Genomic DNA, 16,105 nt, shown 5'->3' with positions numbered 1-16,105 from the left:
TCGGCGGTCCCCGGGAGGCTATGCGGCAGGCGCCCGCCCGGCAACGACGCACCGTGGCGGGGCGCGTCGTCGCCGGGCGGGCGCGAGGGGTCCGGGCGCCAGGGCCCGGACCGGTGACGGCGGGCCGGCTACTTCTGGCTGACGACCATCGCCGAGCCGCCGCCACGCCGGACCTTCTCGGCCGCGGCGAGCCAGCGGCCGCCGGGCAGCGGCTGCACACCGGTCGCCGCGCCGATCTCCTCCACCTGGGTGAACTGGTGCCCTATGCCCTCCAGTTCGCTGCGGAGCGGACTGTTCCACAGTCCCGGCTCCAGCTCCGTCCTCGCCGCGTTGCGCTGGCTGGCGCGGGGCGCGGCGATGGCGTCGACCAGCGGCATCCCGCGGTCGAGGTGGTTGACGAGGGACTGCAGCACGGTGGTGATGATGGTCGCGCCGCCGGGCGAGCCGAGCGCCACGACGGGCTTGCCGTCCCGCAGCACGATCGTCGGCGAGATCGACGACCGCGGCCGCTTACCGGGACCGGGCAGGTTCGGGTCGTGCACGCCCGGGGTGATCGGCGTGAACGAGAAGTCGGTCAGCTCGTTGTTGAGCAGGAAGCCGCGGCCGGGGACGACGATGCCGCTGCCGCCGGTCTGCTCGATGGTGAGGGTGTAGGCGACGATGTTGCCCCACTTGTCGGCGACGGTGAGGTGGGTGGTGTTCTCCCCCTCGTACGTCGTCGGGGACGCCTTGCCGTAGCTGCCGCACGGCTCGGGGTGGCGCGGGTCACCGGGGGCGAGGGGGCTGGTGAGGACCGCGTCGTCCTTGATGAGGCAGCCGCGCGCATCGGCGAAGCGCTGCGAGGTCAACCCCTTCACCGGCACGTTCTCGAACTTCGGGTCACCGACCCAGCGGCCCCGGTCGGCGAAGGCGATCCGGCTGGCCTCGATGTAGCGGTGGAGGTACTGCGCCTCGCTCAGATGCTTGACGTCGCTGCGCTCCAGGATGTTGAGCGCCTCGCCGACGGTGGTGCCGCCGGACGAGGAGGGGCCCATGCCGTAGACGTCGAGCCCGCGGTAGCGGGTGCGGGTCGGGGCCTCGCCGAGCGCCTTGTAGTCCGCCAGGTCGCCCATCGTGAGGTCGCCGGAGCGGACCTTGCGGTCGGCGCCGGGGCGCACCGGGGGCTTGCGGACCGTGTTGACGACGTCGCGCCCCAGGTCACCGCGGTAGAGCGCGTCGACGCCGCGGCGGCTCAACTCGTCGTAGGTGCGGGCGAGGTCGGGGTTCTTCATGGTGGAGCCGACGACCGGCAGCTTGCCGCCGGGCAGGTAGAGGTCGGCGGTGGCGGGGAAGTCCCGGAACCGCGCCTCGTTCTGGGCGGTCTGCTTGCGGAACGTTTCGTCCACGGTGAAGCCGCGCGCCGCGAGGTCCCGGGCGGGCCGCAGCACCTGGCCGAGCGACCGGCTGCCCCACTTGCGCAGCGCGGTGTCCCAGGTGGCGGGCGTGCCGGGGGTGCCGACGCTGAGGCCGCTGGTGACGACCTCGTCGAACGGCAGCGGCTTGCCGTTCTCCTGGAAGAGGTCGGGCCCGGCGGTGCGCGGGGCGGTCTCCCGGCCGTCCAGGGTGCGCACGGTGCGGGACTTGGCGTTGTAGTAGACGAAGTAGCCGCCGCCGCCGACACCGGCGGAGTACGGCTCGGTGACGCCGAGGGCGGCGGCGGTGGCGACGGCCGCGTCGACCGCGTTGCCGCCCTTCTTCAGCACCGCGATACCGGCGGCCGAGGCGTCCTGGTCGACGCTGGAGACGGCGCCTCCGGAGCCGACGGCGACCGGGGTCTTGGCCGGGACGGGCGCGGGGTGCGGGGCGCCGGAGCCCGCCGTGGCGGGTTGGGCGACGGCCGGAACCGCCACCAGTGAACCGGCCAGGGTGGCCACGGCCCCCAGGACGGTGAGACGTCGGGCACGGGACATGGGTGGACTTCCTCCAAGCGCAGGGAACGCAGGTGGCGGGAGCCTACTCGTGGTGCTCGTGCCGTGACAGAGGGGTCCACCAGGCGATCTCCGCGGCGTCATCGCCGCACCATCTGCCGGGAACAACCGGAATGGTGACCGCGCCTCATCCGGTGCATCCGGCCACGCTTCCCCTCGTTCACGTCCCTTTCGAGCCACCACCCCGCGCCGGGCGGTGGCGCCTCAAAAGCGGGTCCCGGGACCTTGGCCGTCCGCGGACCCGGCGTCAGATACCGGCCAACCACACCGCGCGAACCGGGACGAGCGCGCACATCCCACCCGCCTCGCTCGAACACACACCCGGGCAGGGGTTACGCTCCCCCGCCATGAACGACTCCCTGCTCCTCCTGATCGTCGCCGTCGGTGCGCTCGTCGTCGGGGCGGCGGCCGGCTGGGCCGCCTCCTCGGCCGCCGCCCGCCGGACGCTCCACCGCACCCAGCGCTTCTTCGGCCTCCCGGAGGGCTCGGAGTGCGTCCTGGTCACCCACCGGGACAGCGCCTCCGCCCACGGCAGCATCCCGCGCCACGACGCGCTGGCCCTGCTCGGCCTCGCCGCGGTGGTCGAGAACTGCCGGGCCCACCCGGAGGTCGCCCCGCACGACACCGGGCTCCAGGGTTTCGGTGCACGTACGGAGTTCTGCGTCGGCGACCCGACGGCCCACCGCCGCCTCGCCGCACACCTCGCCTCCCTGCTGCCGGGCGTCGTGGTGCACCCGGGCGACGCGACCGGCGCCGACCGCGGGACGTTCACCATCGGCTCGACCACGTACCGCATGGAGCCGGGCGCGGTGGAGTACGTCCTGCTGGCCCGGCTGACGGCCGGGGAGGGCGGCCGCCCGGTCTTCCTGGCGGCCGGTCAGCGTCCGGTCACCCACCGGGCCGCGGTCCGCCATCTGGTCCGCAACCATCCGCAGCTGGCCCGCAAGCACGGCACCGACGGGCAGTTCTGCCTGCTGCTGAAGGTGGTCAATTCCCAGGCGTACGGGCCGGACGTGGTGGAGGTGGTCGCGGACGTGACCCGCACGGCGACCGCCCCCGTCGAGCCGCGGGGCCACCGCGCGTCGGCCTGAACACGGCGGGGCGCCCGTCCGGGGCGGGCCCCGGCCCGGAAACGGTGGGCGGCCGGGCGCCCCGCGAGCGCGCCCGAAGGGGCGGCGCGCACACCGTTCGCGACGGTCCCTCAGGGCGCGGGCCCGGCACCCGGCGGGCGGCCGTCGGCGCGCGCACCCGGGTGGGATCTGCCAAGCTCGTCAACATGATCGCCCGGATCCGTTCGACCGCCCAGCACTGGACCCGGGCGGTGCCCGTACTCGCCGTCGTCCTGCTGATCCTGGTCTGGGGCCGGTCGCTGCCGGGCCCGCTGGTCGGCCTGGTGACGCTCTTCCTGGCGGGTTCGGTGCTGGCCGCCGTGCACCATGCGGAGGTGATCGCCCACCGGGTCGGGGAGCCGTTCGGCTCGCTGGTGCTCGCGGTCGCGGTGACCATCATCGAAGTGGCGCTGATCGTCACTCTTATGGCCGACGGCGGCGACAAGAGCGCCGCACTGGCCCGGGACACCGTCTTCGCCGCCGTCATGATCACCTGTAACGGGATCGTCGGACTGTGTCTGCTGGTCGGCGCGTTGCGGCGACGGGTCGCGATCTTCAACCCGGAGGGCACCGGCGCGGCGCTGGCCACCGTCTCGACCCTGGCCGGGCTGAGCCTCGTCCTCCCGAGCTTCACCACCAGCGGTACCGGCGCGCAGTTCTCCACCCCGCAGCTGGTCTTCGCGGCGCTGGCGTCCCTGGTGCTGTACGGCCTGTTCGTGACGACGCAGACCGTGCGGCACCGCGACTACTTCCTCGCCCCGGTGACGGCGACGGGCGATGTGCTCGACGCGGACCACGCCGAGCCGCCGTCGCGGCGGACGGCGCTGATCAGCCTGGGGCATCTGGCACTGGCGCTGATCGCGGTGGTGGGTCTCGCGAAGGCGGTGTCCCCCGCGATCGAGTCGGGGGTGGCCGCGGCGGGGCTGCCGTCGTCCGTCGTCGGTGTGGTGATCGCGCTGCTGGTGCTGTTGCCGGAGACCATCGCGGCGGTCCGCGCGGCCCGCCGCGGCCGCATCCAGACCAGCCTCAACCTCGGCCTCGGCTCGGCGATGGCCAGCATCGGCCTGACCATCCCTGCGGTCGCCGCCGCGTCCGTGTGGCTGGCGGGCCCGCTGGAGCTGGGGCTCGGCCCGACCCATATGGTGCTGCTCGCGCTGACGGTCGCCGCGGGCACCCTCACCGTCATCCCCGGCCGCGCCACCCCGCTCCAGGGCGGCGTCCACCTCACCCTCTTCGCCGGGTACATCGTCCTGGCTCTGAGCCCCTGACCTGCGGCGACGCCCCTCCTGCCCGAGGGCCCCGGCCGCCCGGGCCTCTGGATGCCGCAGGCCCCGCCCCGCCGGCCCGCACGCCGCGCGCCCGTGGCGGCGGCATCATTCCCGTGATCACCGACCCCGTCGTGGGCCGGCTCGGCGCTGAAGATCGACTTCGGACGCGCCGTGACACTCGCCACGCCGCGCCCTTTTGAGGCCCTTTTCGGGCGGATCACCCCACCCGGTGGTTTATCGTTCAAACGGAGCGGGTGTCACTGCGCCGCCCGGGCCGCCGTCCCCCCGGCTGCCCGGAAGATCCGGCCGCCGACACCCGCGGGCCGGACGCCACGCGCGTCACCGGCCGCCCCGGCCGGATTCCCCCGTCCGGCCGGGGCTTCCCCTCTTCCCCGCGGCCCGGCACCCACCCACGGGACCGGCGTCGCTCCGGGGCCGCCCCTCTCGGCGCAGAGCGCACTCAGCGCAGATACGACGCCCCGTTCACGTCCAGTACCGTGCCCGAACTCCAGACGGCCTCCGGTGAGGCGAGATGGAGGACGGCGGCGGCGATCTCCGCGGGCTCGGCGACCCGGCCGAAGGGGCTCTGCGTACGTACGTCCTCGGTGAGCCGGTCGGCGACCCGTTCGGTGGCGACGAAGCCCGGCGCCACCGAGGCGACCGCGATGCCGTAGGGCGCCAGATGCACGGCGAGCGACTGCCCGAGGGCGTGCAGTGCGGCTTTGGTGGCGCCGTACGCCGGGTGGTCCGGCTCGCCCCGGTAGGCGCCGCGGGAGCCGATGTTGACGATGCGTCCGGACACCGCCCGGTCGATCATGTTCCGCGCGGCGCGGTGGCTGACGTGCGCGGCGCCGAGCAGATTGACGTCCACGATCTCCCGCCAGGCGCTCTGCCACGCGTCGAACGAGGTGGTGGCCGGCGGGTGCGGGCGGTTCACCGCCGCGTTGTTCACCAGGACGTCGACGCCGCCGAGCCCGTCGACGGCGGCGGCGACCACCGCGGCGGCGCCCTCCGGGGTGGCGAGGTCGCCGCGGACCAGCACATGGCCGCTGCCGTGCAGTCCGGCCAGGGCCTCCCGGGCCGCCTCCTCCCGCGCGCGGTAGTGCAGCGCCACCCGATCGCCGTGGGCGGCGAACCGCTCCGCGACCGCCCGCCCGATCCCGCGCGAGGCGCCGGTCACCAGCAACGCACGGCTCACCGGACACCTCCCGCGACCACACCGACGCGCACCGCGCAGCGGTGGGACGACGGCCGGACCAGGATCTCGTACCGCCGCCGGGAAGGCCGGCCGGACAGCTGCATGGACACGCTCCACCTCGCCGTTCTCCCCGCCGTGACCGCGGGGTTGACCGTCAGTGATCGTAAAGGATCACTCTCGGCCGCGGCCGGGCGGACCGGGCCCGACGAGGGACGCGACCCCCGGGCCGCCGCCGGGGAGCGGGTGCCACCGCCGCCGGGCCCGGGTCCGCGGACAGGCCCGGCGGCACGGCCGGTTCAGCGCGCCGCCTGCACCACCTTCTCCAGGTCCGCGGCGACCTGACCGACCTCCGGCAGGGCGAGCGCGGCGCGGTGCGCCCGGCGGACGCGGGTGGCGACGTCCCGGTCCGCCAGCAGCTCCTCGCAGGCGGTCGCGACGGCGTCCGGCGTGGTCTCGGTGACATGCCGGCCCAGGCCCAGGTCGGCCACGCGCGCGGCGTTGTGGGGCTGGTCGCCGAAGTTCGGCAGCACCGCCATCGGCGTACCCGTCCGGATCGCCTCACGGACGCTGTTGTAGCCGCCGTGGGTGACGAGCAGGTCGGCACATTCCAGCAGCAGCGGCTGGGCGAGGCGGTCGACGAGCCGGACGTGCGGGGCGGGCTCGATCCCGTCGAGCGGCACACCGCCGGTCGCCACGATCGCCGAACAGTGCAGCCGGGACAGCCCCTCGACGGTCGCCCGCAGCATCTCCGCCGGGTGCGTCATCCCGGGCGGCAGGCCGAGACCGCGCTCCTGGAGCCCGACGACCATGGGCAGCGCGGTGCCGGTGGCCGCGAACACCAGCGGCCGGTCCGCGGGGAGGTCGGTCACCCAGGACGGCAGCCCGTCGGTGCGGTCCACCAACGTGGTCTGCCGGTAGGCCCGTACGGGCACCGGGAAGCGGGCGAACGAGTACTCCTCGGGCAGATAGTCGAACCTGCCGAAGGGGACGGCCGACCCGGCGTCCTCCTGCTCGGGCAGGCCCACCTCCTGGCGCAGCCGGTTGAGGCTCGGCAGCAGCTGCGCCGGGTCGACCATGTTGACCAGCCCGGACGGGATCGGCAGCTGCGGGATGCCGAGCCGCTCGGCGAGCACGATCCCGGCCATGTCCATCCCGTCCCGGATGATCACGTCGGGACGGACCCGCGCCGCCAGCTCCGCCAGCACGTCGTACATCGCACGGGCGTGATCGCCGGTGAGCAGGGTCAGCACCAGCTGGATGTGCTCGTCTCCCGAGAGAGCGGTCTCCGGCTCCACGGCGGGTGCGGCGCCCGGGTCGGTCATGGGCAGCCTCGCCAGGCAGGGCTCGAGGGTGACGTCGTCGGCGTGGAAGACGGGTGCCATCTCGGGGGTCGCGGCGACGGTGACCGCGTGTCCGGCGCCGGCCAGCGCGCGGGCCAGCGGGAGCATGGCGCGGCCGTGGGACGGCGAACCGGTCGAGGTGCACAGAACACGCATGGCGGGGTTCCTCATTCTCTTGACGGTGGCCACGAACACCGCCGGTCGCCGTGGCCGCCGTCGCGCCGGACACCGCCGTGAACCGCGTCACGCGCACTCCCCCGACGCGGCCCGCACCCCCCACCGACCGACGCGTGATCGACGGTATGGAACGCCTGTTCAGCGCGTCAAAGCAGCTCAGCGCGGGCCACCGGGATTGAGCCACCCGCTCCGCGCCGCCCTCCCGACCCCGTCATCGAAATTGGTATCGGAGATGCCACTTCTGTACGGTGAGGACCGTGCGACTCACCAAGAGCACCGACATCGCCCTGCGCATCGCCATGCGCCTGGCGGTCATCGGCAACGGCGGCGACGCGCCGACCACCCGCGAGGTGGCCGCCGCGGTCGACGTCCCGTACACCCACGCGGCCAAGGTCGTCAGCAAGCTCCAGCACCTCGGCGCGGTCGAGGCGCGCCGGGGCCGCGGAGGCGGTCTGACCCTGACCGAGTCGGGGCGCACCGCCTCACTGGGGCGCCTGGTCCGGGAGCTGGAGGGCGTCCATGACGTCGTCGGCTGCGAGGACGGACCGGGCTGCCCGCTACGCGGCGGCTGCCGTCTGCGCGGCGCTCTGCGCACGGCCCAGGAGGCGTTCTACGCCTCCCTCGACCCCCTCACGATCGACGACCTGGTCCAGCCCCCGACCGGCCCTCTGCTGATCACCCTCTCCCCGCGACCACCGGACTGAGGGCGGCGCCGACCGCGACCGGGCACCCCGGCCGCACACCTCCGGGCGCCCCCGATCCCCCCCCGCCCGTACGCCCGTTACTGCCTCGCACCACCCCGACACCGGCCCGACCAACCGGCCTCGACCACCCCGACTCCCGTCACCACGACCTCTCCGGCACCTTCCGCACGAGCAAAAATACGCATCTCACATGCACATTTGAGTCGGCGGAGGCGCTCACCGACCAACCCCTCTCCCTCACCCGCCCCCTTCCTCCCTGTGGTTCCCCTCTGTCCCGCCCTCCCGAAAAGCAGGAGTCCTCCATGTTGTCGCCGAAATCGGCTGAGACCGTCCGCAGCACCCTGCCCGCCGTGGCCGCCGCCATCAGTGAGGTCACCCCGCTCTTCTACGAGAAGCTGTTCGCCGCCCACCCGGAGCTGCTGCGCGATCTGTTCAACCGCGCCCACCAGGCCGACGGCAGCCAGCGCGAGGCGCTCGCCGGGTCCATCGCGGCGTTCGCCACGCACCTCCTGGACCACCCCGACGAGCGGCCGGACGCCCTCCTCCACCGGATCGCGCACAAGCACGCCTCCCTCGGCGTCCGCGAGGAGCAGTACCCGATCGTCCGGAAGCACCTCTTCGCCGCGCTGGCCGAGGTGCTGGGCGACGCGGTGACCGAGGAGGTCGCCGCCGCCTGGGACGAGGTGTACTGGCTGATGGCGAACGGCCTGACGGCCGCCGAACGACGGCTGTACGCGGCGGCCGGCGCGGCGGACGGCGACACCTGGCGGACCTACCGGGTCGCCGGACGGGTGGCGGAGACCGAGGAGGTCGCGACCTTCTTCGTCCGGCCCGCCGACGACCGGCCGGTACCGCCGTCACTGCCCGGGCAGTACGCCTCCGTCCAGGTCGAACTGGCCGACGGGGCCCGTCAGATACGCCAGTACAGCCTCTCCGGGCAGCCGGACGGCGGGCTGCAGTTCTCGGTGAAGCGGGTACCCGGCCCGGGCGGCGCGGCGGGTGCCACGCACCCCGCGGGCGAGGTCTCCGGCCATCTGCACGACCATGTCCACGAGGGCGACACCTTGCGGGTGAGCGCGCCCTTCGGCGAGGTGGTGCTGGACGGGGGCGACCGGCCGCTGCTCTTCGCGACCGCGGGCATCGGCTGCACCCCCGCCATCGGCATGCTGTCCCATCTCGCCGCCGCGGGCTCCCCGCGCCGCATCATCGCCGCCCACGCCGACCGCACCCCCGCCACCCACGCCTTCCGCGACGACCTGCGCCATCTCGTCGACAAGCTGCCGAACGCCACGGCGGAGGTCTGGTACGAGCAGCCGGGGCCCGGGACGGCGGCGACAGCCCCGGACGCGCCGGACGCACCCGGCTCCGCCGACGGGCCGGCGCCGACCGTCCGGCAGGGGCGGATGGACCTCGGCGCGCTGGAGATCCCGCCCGGCACCATCGCCTACCTGTGCGGCCCGGTGCCGTTCATGAAGGCCGCCCGCGCCCAGCTGCTGGCCGCCGGCGTCGGCCCGGCCGACCTGCACTACGAGGTCTTCGGCCCCGACCTGGGACTCTGACCGACACACCGGCCCGGCCCGGACCCGCCTCACCCCGGCACCACCCCCAGCGCCAGCAGCGCCCGGTGCGGGAGGACGAGTCGCCCGTCCGGGCCGGTGAACGGGATTGCCAGGCGACGGAAGTGACGGGCGATCCGGTCGGCGACCTCGGGGCCCTGGCTGATCACGGTCTGCCCGATGGTGGCGACCCCGGCGGCCGGGCCCCGCCACCACTCCTCCGGGGTGGCGCGGTGGTTCCAGATGACGGACCGGCAGGCCACCCCGGTCAGCCCGGCGCCTCGCAGCAGCCCCGCCACACCCGGCACATCGCGCGGGAAGTCGTCCTCCGGCGCCAGCGCCGGAAAGCCGGCCGGCCGGGCGACCCCGGCCGCGGCGACGGCCCGGCCGAGGAGCGCCTGCCCGGGCGCGGCGGGCACCGCCCAGAGCGTGAGGGCGATACGGCCGCCGGGCCGCACCACCCGGCACAGTTCGGCGAGGGCCGCGCGAGGGCGCCCGACGTGGTTGAGGACGAAGTTGCCCGCCACCGTGTCGAACGCCCCGTCCGGGAAGGGCAGTCGGGGCAGCGCGGCCCGGTGGACCTCGGCGCCCCCGGCGGGCCCGGCGACCGCCGCGGTACGGCGGACCATGTCGGCCTCCGCGTCGACGGCGGTGACCCGCGCGCCGCGCGCCAGGGCCCTGGCCGTCACCGCGCCCGTACCGCAACCGACGTCCAGCAGCGCGCTCCCCGCCCGCACCCCTGCCGCGTCGAGCAGCAGCGGGACGGTGTGCGCGCAGAGCCGCCCGAACCCGGCCTCGTACGCCGCCGCCCGGCCCGCCCAGGCGCGGCGCTCCCCCAGGTCGAAGGGGGTTGGACCGTCCGCCGCGCCGTCGTCCGCGGCCGCGCGGTGGCCGATGCCGCCACCACCGCCGCCCTCTCCGGCCGCACGCTCATCGCCGCCCCGGCCGCACCGGCCCCCGCCCCCACCAGGGACACCATCGCCGCCGCGGACCTCGCCGTCACCGCGGGCGCCGTCGTCACCGCGGGCCTCCCGCCCCGTCGTCGCACTTCCCGATCGCTGCCGCCCCGTCATCAACGCCTCCCGATCGCTGTCGCCCTGTCACCGCGCCGCCCCTTCCACGCCGTCGGCCGCCCGCGCCCCCTCTCCCCCGCCCGACCCGGGCCTCCCTCGCCCGTCCCGGACGTTACCCACACGTAACCTACCAGTGGGTTACCGTCGGTAAGTCACGCACCGTACCCTCCTGTTCACCTCGCGCGCCGGGCGTCGCGTCCTGTCGGCAGGCGCTCGCGGGCGCCGCCCGAACCTCCGCACCGGAGGTGTCCGGGCCCTGCCGGACGGGCCTCGTCCGGCGGTACACCTCACGGTCTGGAGCAGAAGATGACGCCCTCCCGCACGGCGCTGCGCGCCGCGACCGCCGCCGTCTGTGCCGCAGTACTCGCCGCCACCACGCTCACCGCGGCCCCGGCGGCGGGCGCGGCCACCACCGCACGGGAGCGCGCCGCCGCGCCGTCCGTGCGGTTCGTCGACATCACCGGCGACGGCGGCGTCACGCTGAAGGCCAACGTCACCACCCCGCCGGACGCCGACGGCTCCCGCCGGTATCCGCTCGTGGTGCTGCCGACGAGCTGGGCGATGCCGCAGGTCGAGTATGTGGCGCAGGCGCAGAAGCTGGCCGCGGCGGGCTATGTCGTCATCGGCTACAACGTGCGCGGCTTCTGGCAGTCCGGCGGGGAGATCGAGACGGCCGGGCCGCGGGACGTGGCCGATGCCTCCAAGGTGATCGACTGGGCCCTTGCGCACACCCCCGCCGACCCGGCGAAGGTCGGCATGGGCGGGGTGTCCTACGGCGCCGGCATCAGCCTGCTGACCGCGGCGCAGGACAAGCGGGTGCGGGCGGTCACGGCGCTCAGCGGCTGGGCCGACCTCATCGACTCCATCTACAGCGGACGCACCCAGCATCTCCAGGCGACCGCGATGCTCGGCGCCTCGGGCGCGCTCACCGGGCGGCCCGGGCCCGAACTCCGCACCGTCCTCAAGGACTTCCTCGGCTCGGACCTCACCAAGGAGAAGTCCATGATCGCCTGGGGGAAGAAGCGCTCCCCCGCCGCCTTTCTCGACCGCATCAACGCCAACGGCGCGGCGATCATGCTCGGCAACGCCTGGGGCGACTCGCTCTTCCCGCCGAATCAGTACGCCGACTTCTTCGAAAAGCTGAAGGGGCCCAAGCGGCTGGAGTTCCGCCCCGGCGACCACGCCACGGCGGAGGGACTCGGGCTCTTCGGGCTGCCCAACGACACCTGGACGCACGCCCGGGAGTGGTTCGACCACTACCTCAAGGGCGCGGACAACGGCGTCGACCGCGCCGCGCCGGTGCAGCTCAAGCCCCGCTCCACGGGCGGGTACGAGGGCTACCGCAGCTGGCGGGAGGTGGCGTCCGGACAGCGGCGGATCGCGCTCGACGGCACCCATACGCTCCGCGCCGGTCTCGACTCCGGCGCCGACGGCGGGCTGATCTTCCTCTCCAGCATGCTGGACCAGTTCCTCCACCTGCCGCCCACCGCCTCGATCCCGCTGCTGCCCCGCTCGCTCGCCGCGGTCTGGCAGTCCGAGCCCTACCGCACCACCCAGCGCATCCGCGGGACGGCGACCCTGCACACCACGCTGACCGGCACGGCGGAGAGCGGTACCGCCGTCGCCTACCTCTACGACGTCGACGCGCTCGGCATCGGCAAGCTCGTCACACACGCGCCGTACACCTTCCACGGCAGGACGCCCGGCACCCCCTTCGGCATCGATCTGGAACTCTTCTCGACCGCGTACGACGTGCCCGCCGGGCACCGGCTCGCGGTGGTCGTGGACACCGCGGACCCGCTCTACATCGCGCACAACCCGCGCGGCGCGCGGCTCACCCTCTCCTCCCCGGCGTCCGACCCCTCGTCCCTCTCGGTGCCGGTCCACAACTGATCCGCTCACCGCCCCGCCCCCCGCGCAGCCCTGCCGCACCCGTCCGGCACGGTCATCACAGAACGTTACAAGCGACCACTGACAACGCCCTGACGCCACCCAACCGGCCCGGCATGGCCGGAAGTTGGCTGTCCGGGCGGGGAGGGCCGCCGTACCTTTGACGCCGTGACCGAAATCGAAATCTGGTCACGGCACGGACGGGGGTGCGGCGATGGAGCAGCCGGGGCGCGGGGAGCGGATTCTCCGGGTGGCGGGGGAACTCCTGGTGTCCTGGGGCTACCGCAGGGTGACCATCGACGAGATCGCCCACCGTGCCGGTGTCGGCAAAGGCACCGTCTACCTGCACTGGAAGACCAAGGACGCACTGCTGCTCGCGGTGCTCCTGGACAGCAAGAACGCCGCGCTCCGGCGGCAGTTGGCGCGGCAGCGGGAGTGTCCGCTGGAGACGCTGCCGAGCCGGATGGCGCGCGGCTACTTCCACGACTTCCTGACCAGCCCGGTACTGCGCGCGCTGCACACCGACGACACCAACGTCCTGGGCCGTCTCAACGACATCGCCACCGTGGAACTGGCCGATCTGATGGACCGCACCAACGACGCCGTCCTCCGCCATCTGGAGATCCTGCGTACCCACGGTCTGGTCCGCAACGATCTGGCCACCACCGACCAGCTGTACACGTTCACGGCCGTCCTCAGCGGTTTCTTCACCACCGAGGTGCTGCTCGACGGGCGCGCCCCGGAGACCGCCGAGAGCCGCGCCGACCTTCTCGCCCGCACACTGCGAGCCGCGCTGGAGACCCCGGCCGGCTCGGTCACCGACCCGGGCGACCTGCCCGGCGTCCGGGCAGCCGCAACCCTGGCCGCACCCGCGGTCATCGCGCTGTACGAACACGTCGCCCGGCTCAGCGCCGAGGAAATGCGCCGCCAGCTGCGCGATTGACTCCCGACCGGAGGAGAACACGATGTCTGCGAAGCCGTCCACCGACCCGACCGCGGTGCCCGCCGCCTTCGCCGCCCACGTCGGCAAGCATCCGGGCGAGCTGAACGTCATGGACCCCACGCTGCTGACGGACCCGTTCGGCGGCTACGGCGCGCTGCGCGAGCAGGGCCCGGTCGTCCGTGGGCGCTTCCTCGACGATTCGCCGATCTGGTTCGTCACCCGTTTCGACGAGGTCCGCGAGGTGCTGCGGGACCCGCGGTTCGCCAACGACCGTGCGCACGCCGGCGGCAGCGCCGAGGGGGAGGACCCGCTGACGCGGACGCTGAAGACGTTCGGCATCCCCGAGGGGACGGAGAAGTACCTCACGGACTCCATCCTCAACAAGGACGCGCCGGACCACTCCCGGCTGCGCCGCCTGGTCTCACGCGCCTTCACCGCACGCCGGATCAACGCGCTGCGGCCGCGGGTGGAGCAGATCACGGACGAGCTGCTGCGCCGTCTGCCCGAGCACGCCGAGGACGGGGTCGTCGACCTCATCGAGCACTTCACCTACCCGCTGCCGATCACCGTGATCTGCGAACTCGTCGGCATCCCGGAGGAGGACCGGGCGCAGTGGCGCTCCTGGGGCACCGACCTGGTCTCGATGGAGCCGGAGCGGCTGGGGCGCTCGCTGCCGCTGATGGTCGAGCACATCCACGAGCTGATCCGGCGCCGCCGCGCGGCGCTCACCGACGATCTGCTCAGCGATCTGATACGGGCGCAGGACGAGGACGGCGGCCGGCTCAGCGACATCGAGATGGTCACCATGGTGTTCACGCTGGTGCTGGCCGGCCACGAGACCACCGCCCATCTCATCGCCAACGGCACCGCCGCCCTGCTCACCCACCCCGACCAGCTGCGGCTGCTGCGTGAGGACCCGGAGCTGGCACCCCGCGCGGTGCACGAGCTGATGCGCTGGTGCGGCCCCGTCCAGGGCACCCAGCTGCGGTACGCGACCGAGGACGTCGAGATCGCCGGGGTGCGGATCGCCAAGGGCGACGCGGTCCAGCTCATCCTGGTCTCCGCCAACTTCGACCCGCGCCACTACGACGACCCCGACCGGCTGGACCTCACCCGCCACCCGGCGGGCCAGGCCGAGAACCACGTCGGTTTCGGCCACGGGATGCACTACTGCCTCGGCGCGACGCTGGCCAGGCAGGAGGGCGAGGTGGCGTTCGGCAGGCTGCTGGCGCACTACCCGGACCTGGCGCTGGCCGTCCCGCCCGAGGAGCTGGTGCGGCTGCCGCGCCCCGGCAACTGGCGGCTGACGGCGCTCCCGCTCCGTCTGGGCTGACCGGCCGCCCGGCGCCGTCGCGGTCTCACTCCCGCGGCGGCGCCGGGTGCTGTCCGGCGCCGGGCAGCAGCGTGCCCGGCTCCGGCGGCCCGACCTCGGCCGCCTCCACCTTGGGGTTGCGCCGCTGCCGCCGGGAGACCCAGGTGGCGAGGGCGGAGAGCAGCATGCACAGGCCGATGTAGATCGGCGAGATGATCATGACGACGGGGATGAACGGCAGGTCGTAGTCGAGGTTGGACGCGATGAGCTTGCCCGCGTGCAGGAACTCCTCGTACGTGATGAGGAAGCCCAGCGAGGTGTCCTTCAGCGCGACCACCAGCTGGCTGATGATGGTCGGCAGCATCGCCCGGACCGCCTGCGGGACGAGCACATGCGTCATGACCTGCGTCTTGCGCATCCCGAGCGCCTGCGCCGCCTCGCCCTGGCCGCGTTCGACGGCGTTCACGCCCGTACGGAAGACCTCGGCGAGCACCGAACCGTTGTAGAGGGTCAGCCCGCTGACCAGCGCGACCAGCGGTTCCGCCCGCAGCGCCACATAGACGAAGAAGATCATGACGAGGACCGGCATGGCGCGGAAGAACTCCACCAGCAGGGTGGACACCCAGCGCACCGCGCGGTGGTCGGAGAGCCGGCCGGACGCCAGCACCGCGCCGAGCGCCAGCGACAGCACCGCCGCGTAGGCGAACGCCTTGAGGGTGTTGCCCAGGCCCTTGAGCAGCAGTTCCTGGATTCCCTTGTAGAGGAAGGGCGACCACTTCGCGGCGGTGAACTGGCCGGTGTCGAAGAGGAGGTAGAGGATCCAGCCGATCAGGGCCAGCAGGACGGCGGTGGCGGCGATGCCGTAGACGCGGTGGCGGCGCCGGGTGTGCGGTCCGGGGACGTCGTAGAGGGCGGTGGTCATCGGTGGACTCCCCAGCGCTTCTCCAGCACGTTGAAGAGCGCGCTGATGGTCAGGGTCACGAGCAGATAGCCGACGGCGATCCAGACGAACGACCAGACGATGCTGTAGCCCAGCTCGTTGAGGGTCTTGTAGGTGCCGAGCAGTTCGACGACGCTGAACGATCCGGCGATGGCGGAGTTCTTGGCCAGCGCGATCAGGGTCGAGCCGATCGGCGGGATCACCGAGCGGAACGCCTGCGGCAGCACCACGTCGCCGAGGGCCTGCGGGAAGGTCATGCCGAGGCTGCGGGCCGCCTCGCCCTGCCCCTTCGGCACGGTGTTGATGCCCGCGCGGACCGCCTCGCAGATGAACGCCGAGGTGTAGCAGCCCAGCGCGAGGACGGCGAACAGCTGGAAGGGCAGCACCAGACCGAACCGCGGGAGCCCCAGCACCACCGCGAAGAACAACAGCGTCAGCGGGGTGTTGCGCAGCACCGTCACCCAGACCGTGCCGAAGACGCGGAGCGAGGCGACCGGCGCGACCCGGAACCCGGCCATCAGCAGGCCCAGGGCGAGCGCCAGCAGCGAGGCGTAGACGGTGAGTTCGACGGTGCCGAGGAGCCCCTTGCCGTAGAGCGAGAAGTTGTCGAGGAGAACGTTCATCGGTC

13 protein-coding genes are annotated in these 16,105 nt (G+C 73.6%); 7 read left to right on the top strand and 6 right to left on the bottom strand.

Features of this window, described 5'->3' with window-relative positions; translation table 11 throughout:
- Nucleotides 1–128: 128 nt before the first annotated feature.
- Nucleotides 129–1,949, bottom strand: a complete 1,821-nt coding sequence (gene ggt / locus ACF1BH_RS07280; RefSeq protein WP_391641426.1) for a gamma-glutamyltransferase — start codon at nucleotides 1,947–1,949, stop codon at nucleotides 129–131.
- A gap of 365 nt (nucleotides 1,950–2,314) precedes the next feature.
- Between ggt and ACF1BH_RS07275 the strand changes: the two genes are divergently transcribed.
- Together ACF1BH_RS07275 and ACF1BH_RS07270 are read left to right on the top strand one after the other, a co-directional pair.
- Nucleotides 2,315–3,058, top strand: a complete 744-nt coding sequence (locus ACF1BH_RS07275; RefSeq protein ID WP_391641425.1) for a hypothetical protein — start codon at nucleotides 2,315–2,317, stop codon at nucleotides 3,056–3,058.
- Between the two features lie 185 nt (nucleotides 3,059–3,243).
- A complete protein-coding gene (locus ACF1BH_RS07270) occupies nucleotides 3,244–4,344 on the top strand; it encodes a calcium:proton antiporter (RefSeq protein ID WP_391641424.1) in 1,101 nt (366 codons plus the stop codon).
- Nucleotides 4,345–4,804: 460 nt separating this feature from the next.
- On the opposite strand, the gene ACF1BH_RS07265 is transcribed toward ACF1BH_RS07270, so the two are convergent.
- Nucleotides 4,805–5,542: an SDR family NAD(P)-dependent oxidoreductase gene (locus tag ACF1BH_RS07265; protein WP_391641423.1), complete on the bottom strand. Its 738-nt coding sequence runs from the start codon at nucleotides 5,540–5,542 to the stop codon at nucleotides 4,805–4,807.
- Between the two features lie 296 nt (nucleotides 5,543–5,838).
- Complete coding sequence (locus ACF1BH_RS07260) at nucleotides 5,839–7,038, bottom strand: glycosyltransferase (RefSeq protein ID WP_391641422.1); 1,200 nt, start codon at nucleotides 7,036–7,038, stop codon at nucleotides 5,839–5,841.
- Nucleotides 7,039–7,316: 278 nt separating this feature from the next.
- Between ACF1BH_RS07260 and ACF1BH_RS07255 the strand changes: the two genes are divergently transcribed.
- Together ACF1BH_RS07255 and ACF1BH_RS07250 are read left to right on the top strand one after the other, a co-directional pair.
- Nucleotides 7,317–7,763, top strand: a complete 447-nt coding sequence (locus tag ACF1BH_RS07255) for an RrF2 family transcriptional regulator (RefSeq protein ID WP_391641421.1) — start codon at nucleotides 7,317–7,319, stop codon at nucleotides 7,761–7,763.
- A gap of 302 nt (nucleotides 7,764–8,065) precedes the next feature.
- Complete coding sequence (locus tag ACF1BH_RS07250; RefSeq protein ID WP_391641420.1) at nucleotides 8,066–9,322, top strand: globin domain-containing protein; 1,257 nt, start codon at nucleotides 8,066–8,068, stop codon at nucleotides 9,320–9,322.
- A 29-nt stretch (nucleotides 9,323–9,351) separates the two neighbouring features.
- Here ACF1BH_RS07250 and ACF1BH_RS07245 read toward each other — a convergent pair whose 3' ends face one another.
- Nucleotides 9,352–10,215 carry a class I SAM-dependent methyltransferase gene (locus ACF1BH_RS07245; protein WP_391641616.1) on the bottom strand — a complete coding sequence of 288 codons (864 nt, stop codon included), beginning with the start codon at nucleotides 10,213–10,215 and terminating at the stop codon, nucleotides 9,352–9,354.
- A 483-nt stretch (nucleotides 10,216–10,698) separates the two neighbouring features.
- Between ACF1BH_RS07245 and ACF1BH_RS07240 the strand changes: the two genes are divergently transcribed.
- The 3 genes from ACF1BH_RS07240 (at nucleotide 10,699) to ACF1BH_RS07230 (ending at nucleotide 14,558) form a co-directional block, all read left to right on the top strand.
- Complete coding sequence (locus tag ACF1BH_RS07240) at nucleotides 10,699–12,285, top strand: alpha/beta fold hydrolase (protein ID WP_391641419.1); 1,587 nt, start codon at nucleotides 10,699–10,701, stop codon at nucleotides 12,283–12,285.
- Nucleotides 12,286–12,496: 211 nt separating this feature from the next.
- On the top strand, nucleotides 12,497–13,225 hold the full coding sequence (locus ACF1BH_RS07235) for a TetR/AcrR family transcriptional regulator (protein WP_391641418.1): 729 nt from the start codon (nucleotides 12,497–12,499) through the stop codon (nucleotides 13,223–13,225).
- Nucleotides 13,226–13,247: 22 nt separating this feature from the next.
- Nucleotides 13,248–14,558 (top strand): cytochrome P450, encoded by a 1,311-nt coding sequence (locus ACF1BH_RS07230; RefSeq protein ID WP_391641417.1) that lies wholly within the window; start codon nucleotides 13,248–13,250, stop codon nucleotides 14,556–14,558.
- A 25-nt stretch (nucleotides 14,559–14,583) separates the two neighbouring features.
- Here the strand turns inward: ACF1BH_RS07230 and ACF1BH_RS07225 are convergent, their stop codons facing one another.
- Both ACF1BH_RS07225 and ACF1BH_RS07220 read right to left on the bottom strand, forming a co-directional pair.
- Entirely contained in the window at nucleotides 14,584–15,459 is an 876-nt protein-coding gene (locus tag ACF1BH_RS07225) for an amino acid ABC transporter permease (RefSeq protein ID WP_391641416.1), read from the bottom strand.
- Nucleotides 15,456–16,100 carry an amino acid ABC transporter permease gene (locus ACF1BH_RS07220; RefSeq protein WP_391641415.1) on the bottom strand — a complete coding sequence of 215 codons (645 nt, stop codon included), beginning with the start codon at nucleotides 16,098–16,100 and terminating at the stop codon, nucleotides 15,456–15,458. Before ACF1BH_RS07220 ends, ACF1BH_RS07225 begins: the two co-directional genes overlap by 4 nt.
- Between the last annotated feature and the right edge of the window lie 5 nt (nucleotides 16,101–16,105).

Origin of the sequence: Streptomyces sp. NPDC014733 (genome assembly GCF_043083385.1) — a bacterium.
Lineage (GTDB): Bacteria > Actinomycetota > Actinomycetes > Streptomycetales > Streptomycetaceae > Streptomyces.
Note: the sequence above shows the minus strand (reverse complement) of the source record. Positions and strands in the feature narration are given on the sequence as shown.

Coding starts and splice junctions, on each gene's coding strand:
- ggt (WP_391641426.1), bottom strand. CDS start 1,949: ATGTCCCGTGCCCGACGTCTCACCGTCCTGGGGGCCGTGGCCACCCTG.
- ACF1BH_RS07275 (WP_391641425.1), top strand. CDS start 2,315: ATGAACGACTCCCTGCTCCTCCTGATCGTCGCCGTCGGTGCGCTCGTC.
- ACF1BH_RS07270 (WP_391641424.1), top strand. CDS start 3,244: ATGATCGCCCGGATCCGTTCGACCGCCCAGCACTGGACCCGGGCGGTG.
- ACF1BH_RS07260 (WP_391641422.1), bottom strand. CDS start 7,038: ATGCGTGTTCTGTGCACCTCGACCGGTTCGCCGTCCCACGGCCGCGCC.
- ACF1BH_RS07250 (WP_391641420.1), top strand. CDS start 8,066: ATGTTGTCGCCGAAATCGGCTGAGACCGTCCGCAGCACCCTGCCCGCC.
- ACF1BH_RS07240 (WP_391641419.1), top strand. CDS start 10,699: ATGACGCCCTCCCGCACGGCGCTGCGCGCCGCGACCGCCGCCGTCTGT.
- ACF1BH_RS07235 (WP_391641418.1), top strand. CDS start 12,497: ATGGAGCAGCCGGGGCGCGGGGAGCGGATTCTCCGGGTGGCGGGGGAA.
- ACF1BH_RS07230 (WP_391641417.1), top strand. CDS start 13,248: ATGTCTGCGAAGCCGTCCACCGACCCGACCGCGGTGCCCGCCGCCTTC.
- ACF1BH_RS07225 (WP_391641416.1), bottom strand. CDS start 15,459: ATGACCACCGCCCTCTACGACGTCCCCGGACCGCACACCCGGCGCCGC.
- ACF1BH_RS07220 (WP_391641415.1), bottom strand. CDS start 16,100: ATGAACGTTCTCCTCGACAACTTCTCGCTCTACGGCAAGGGGCTCCTC.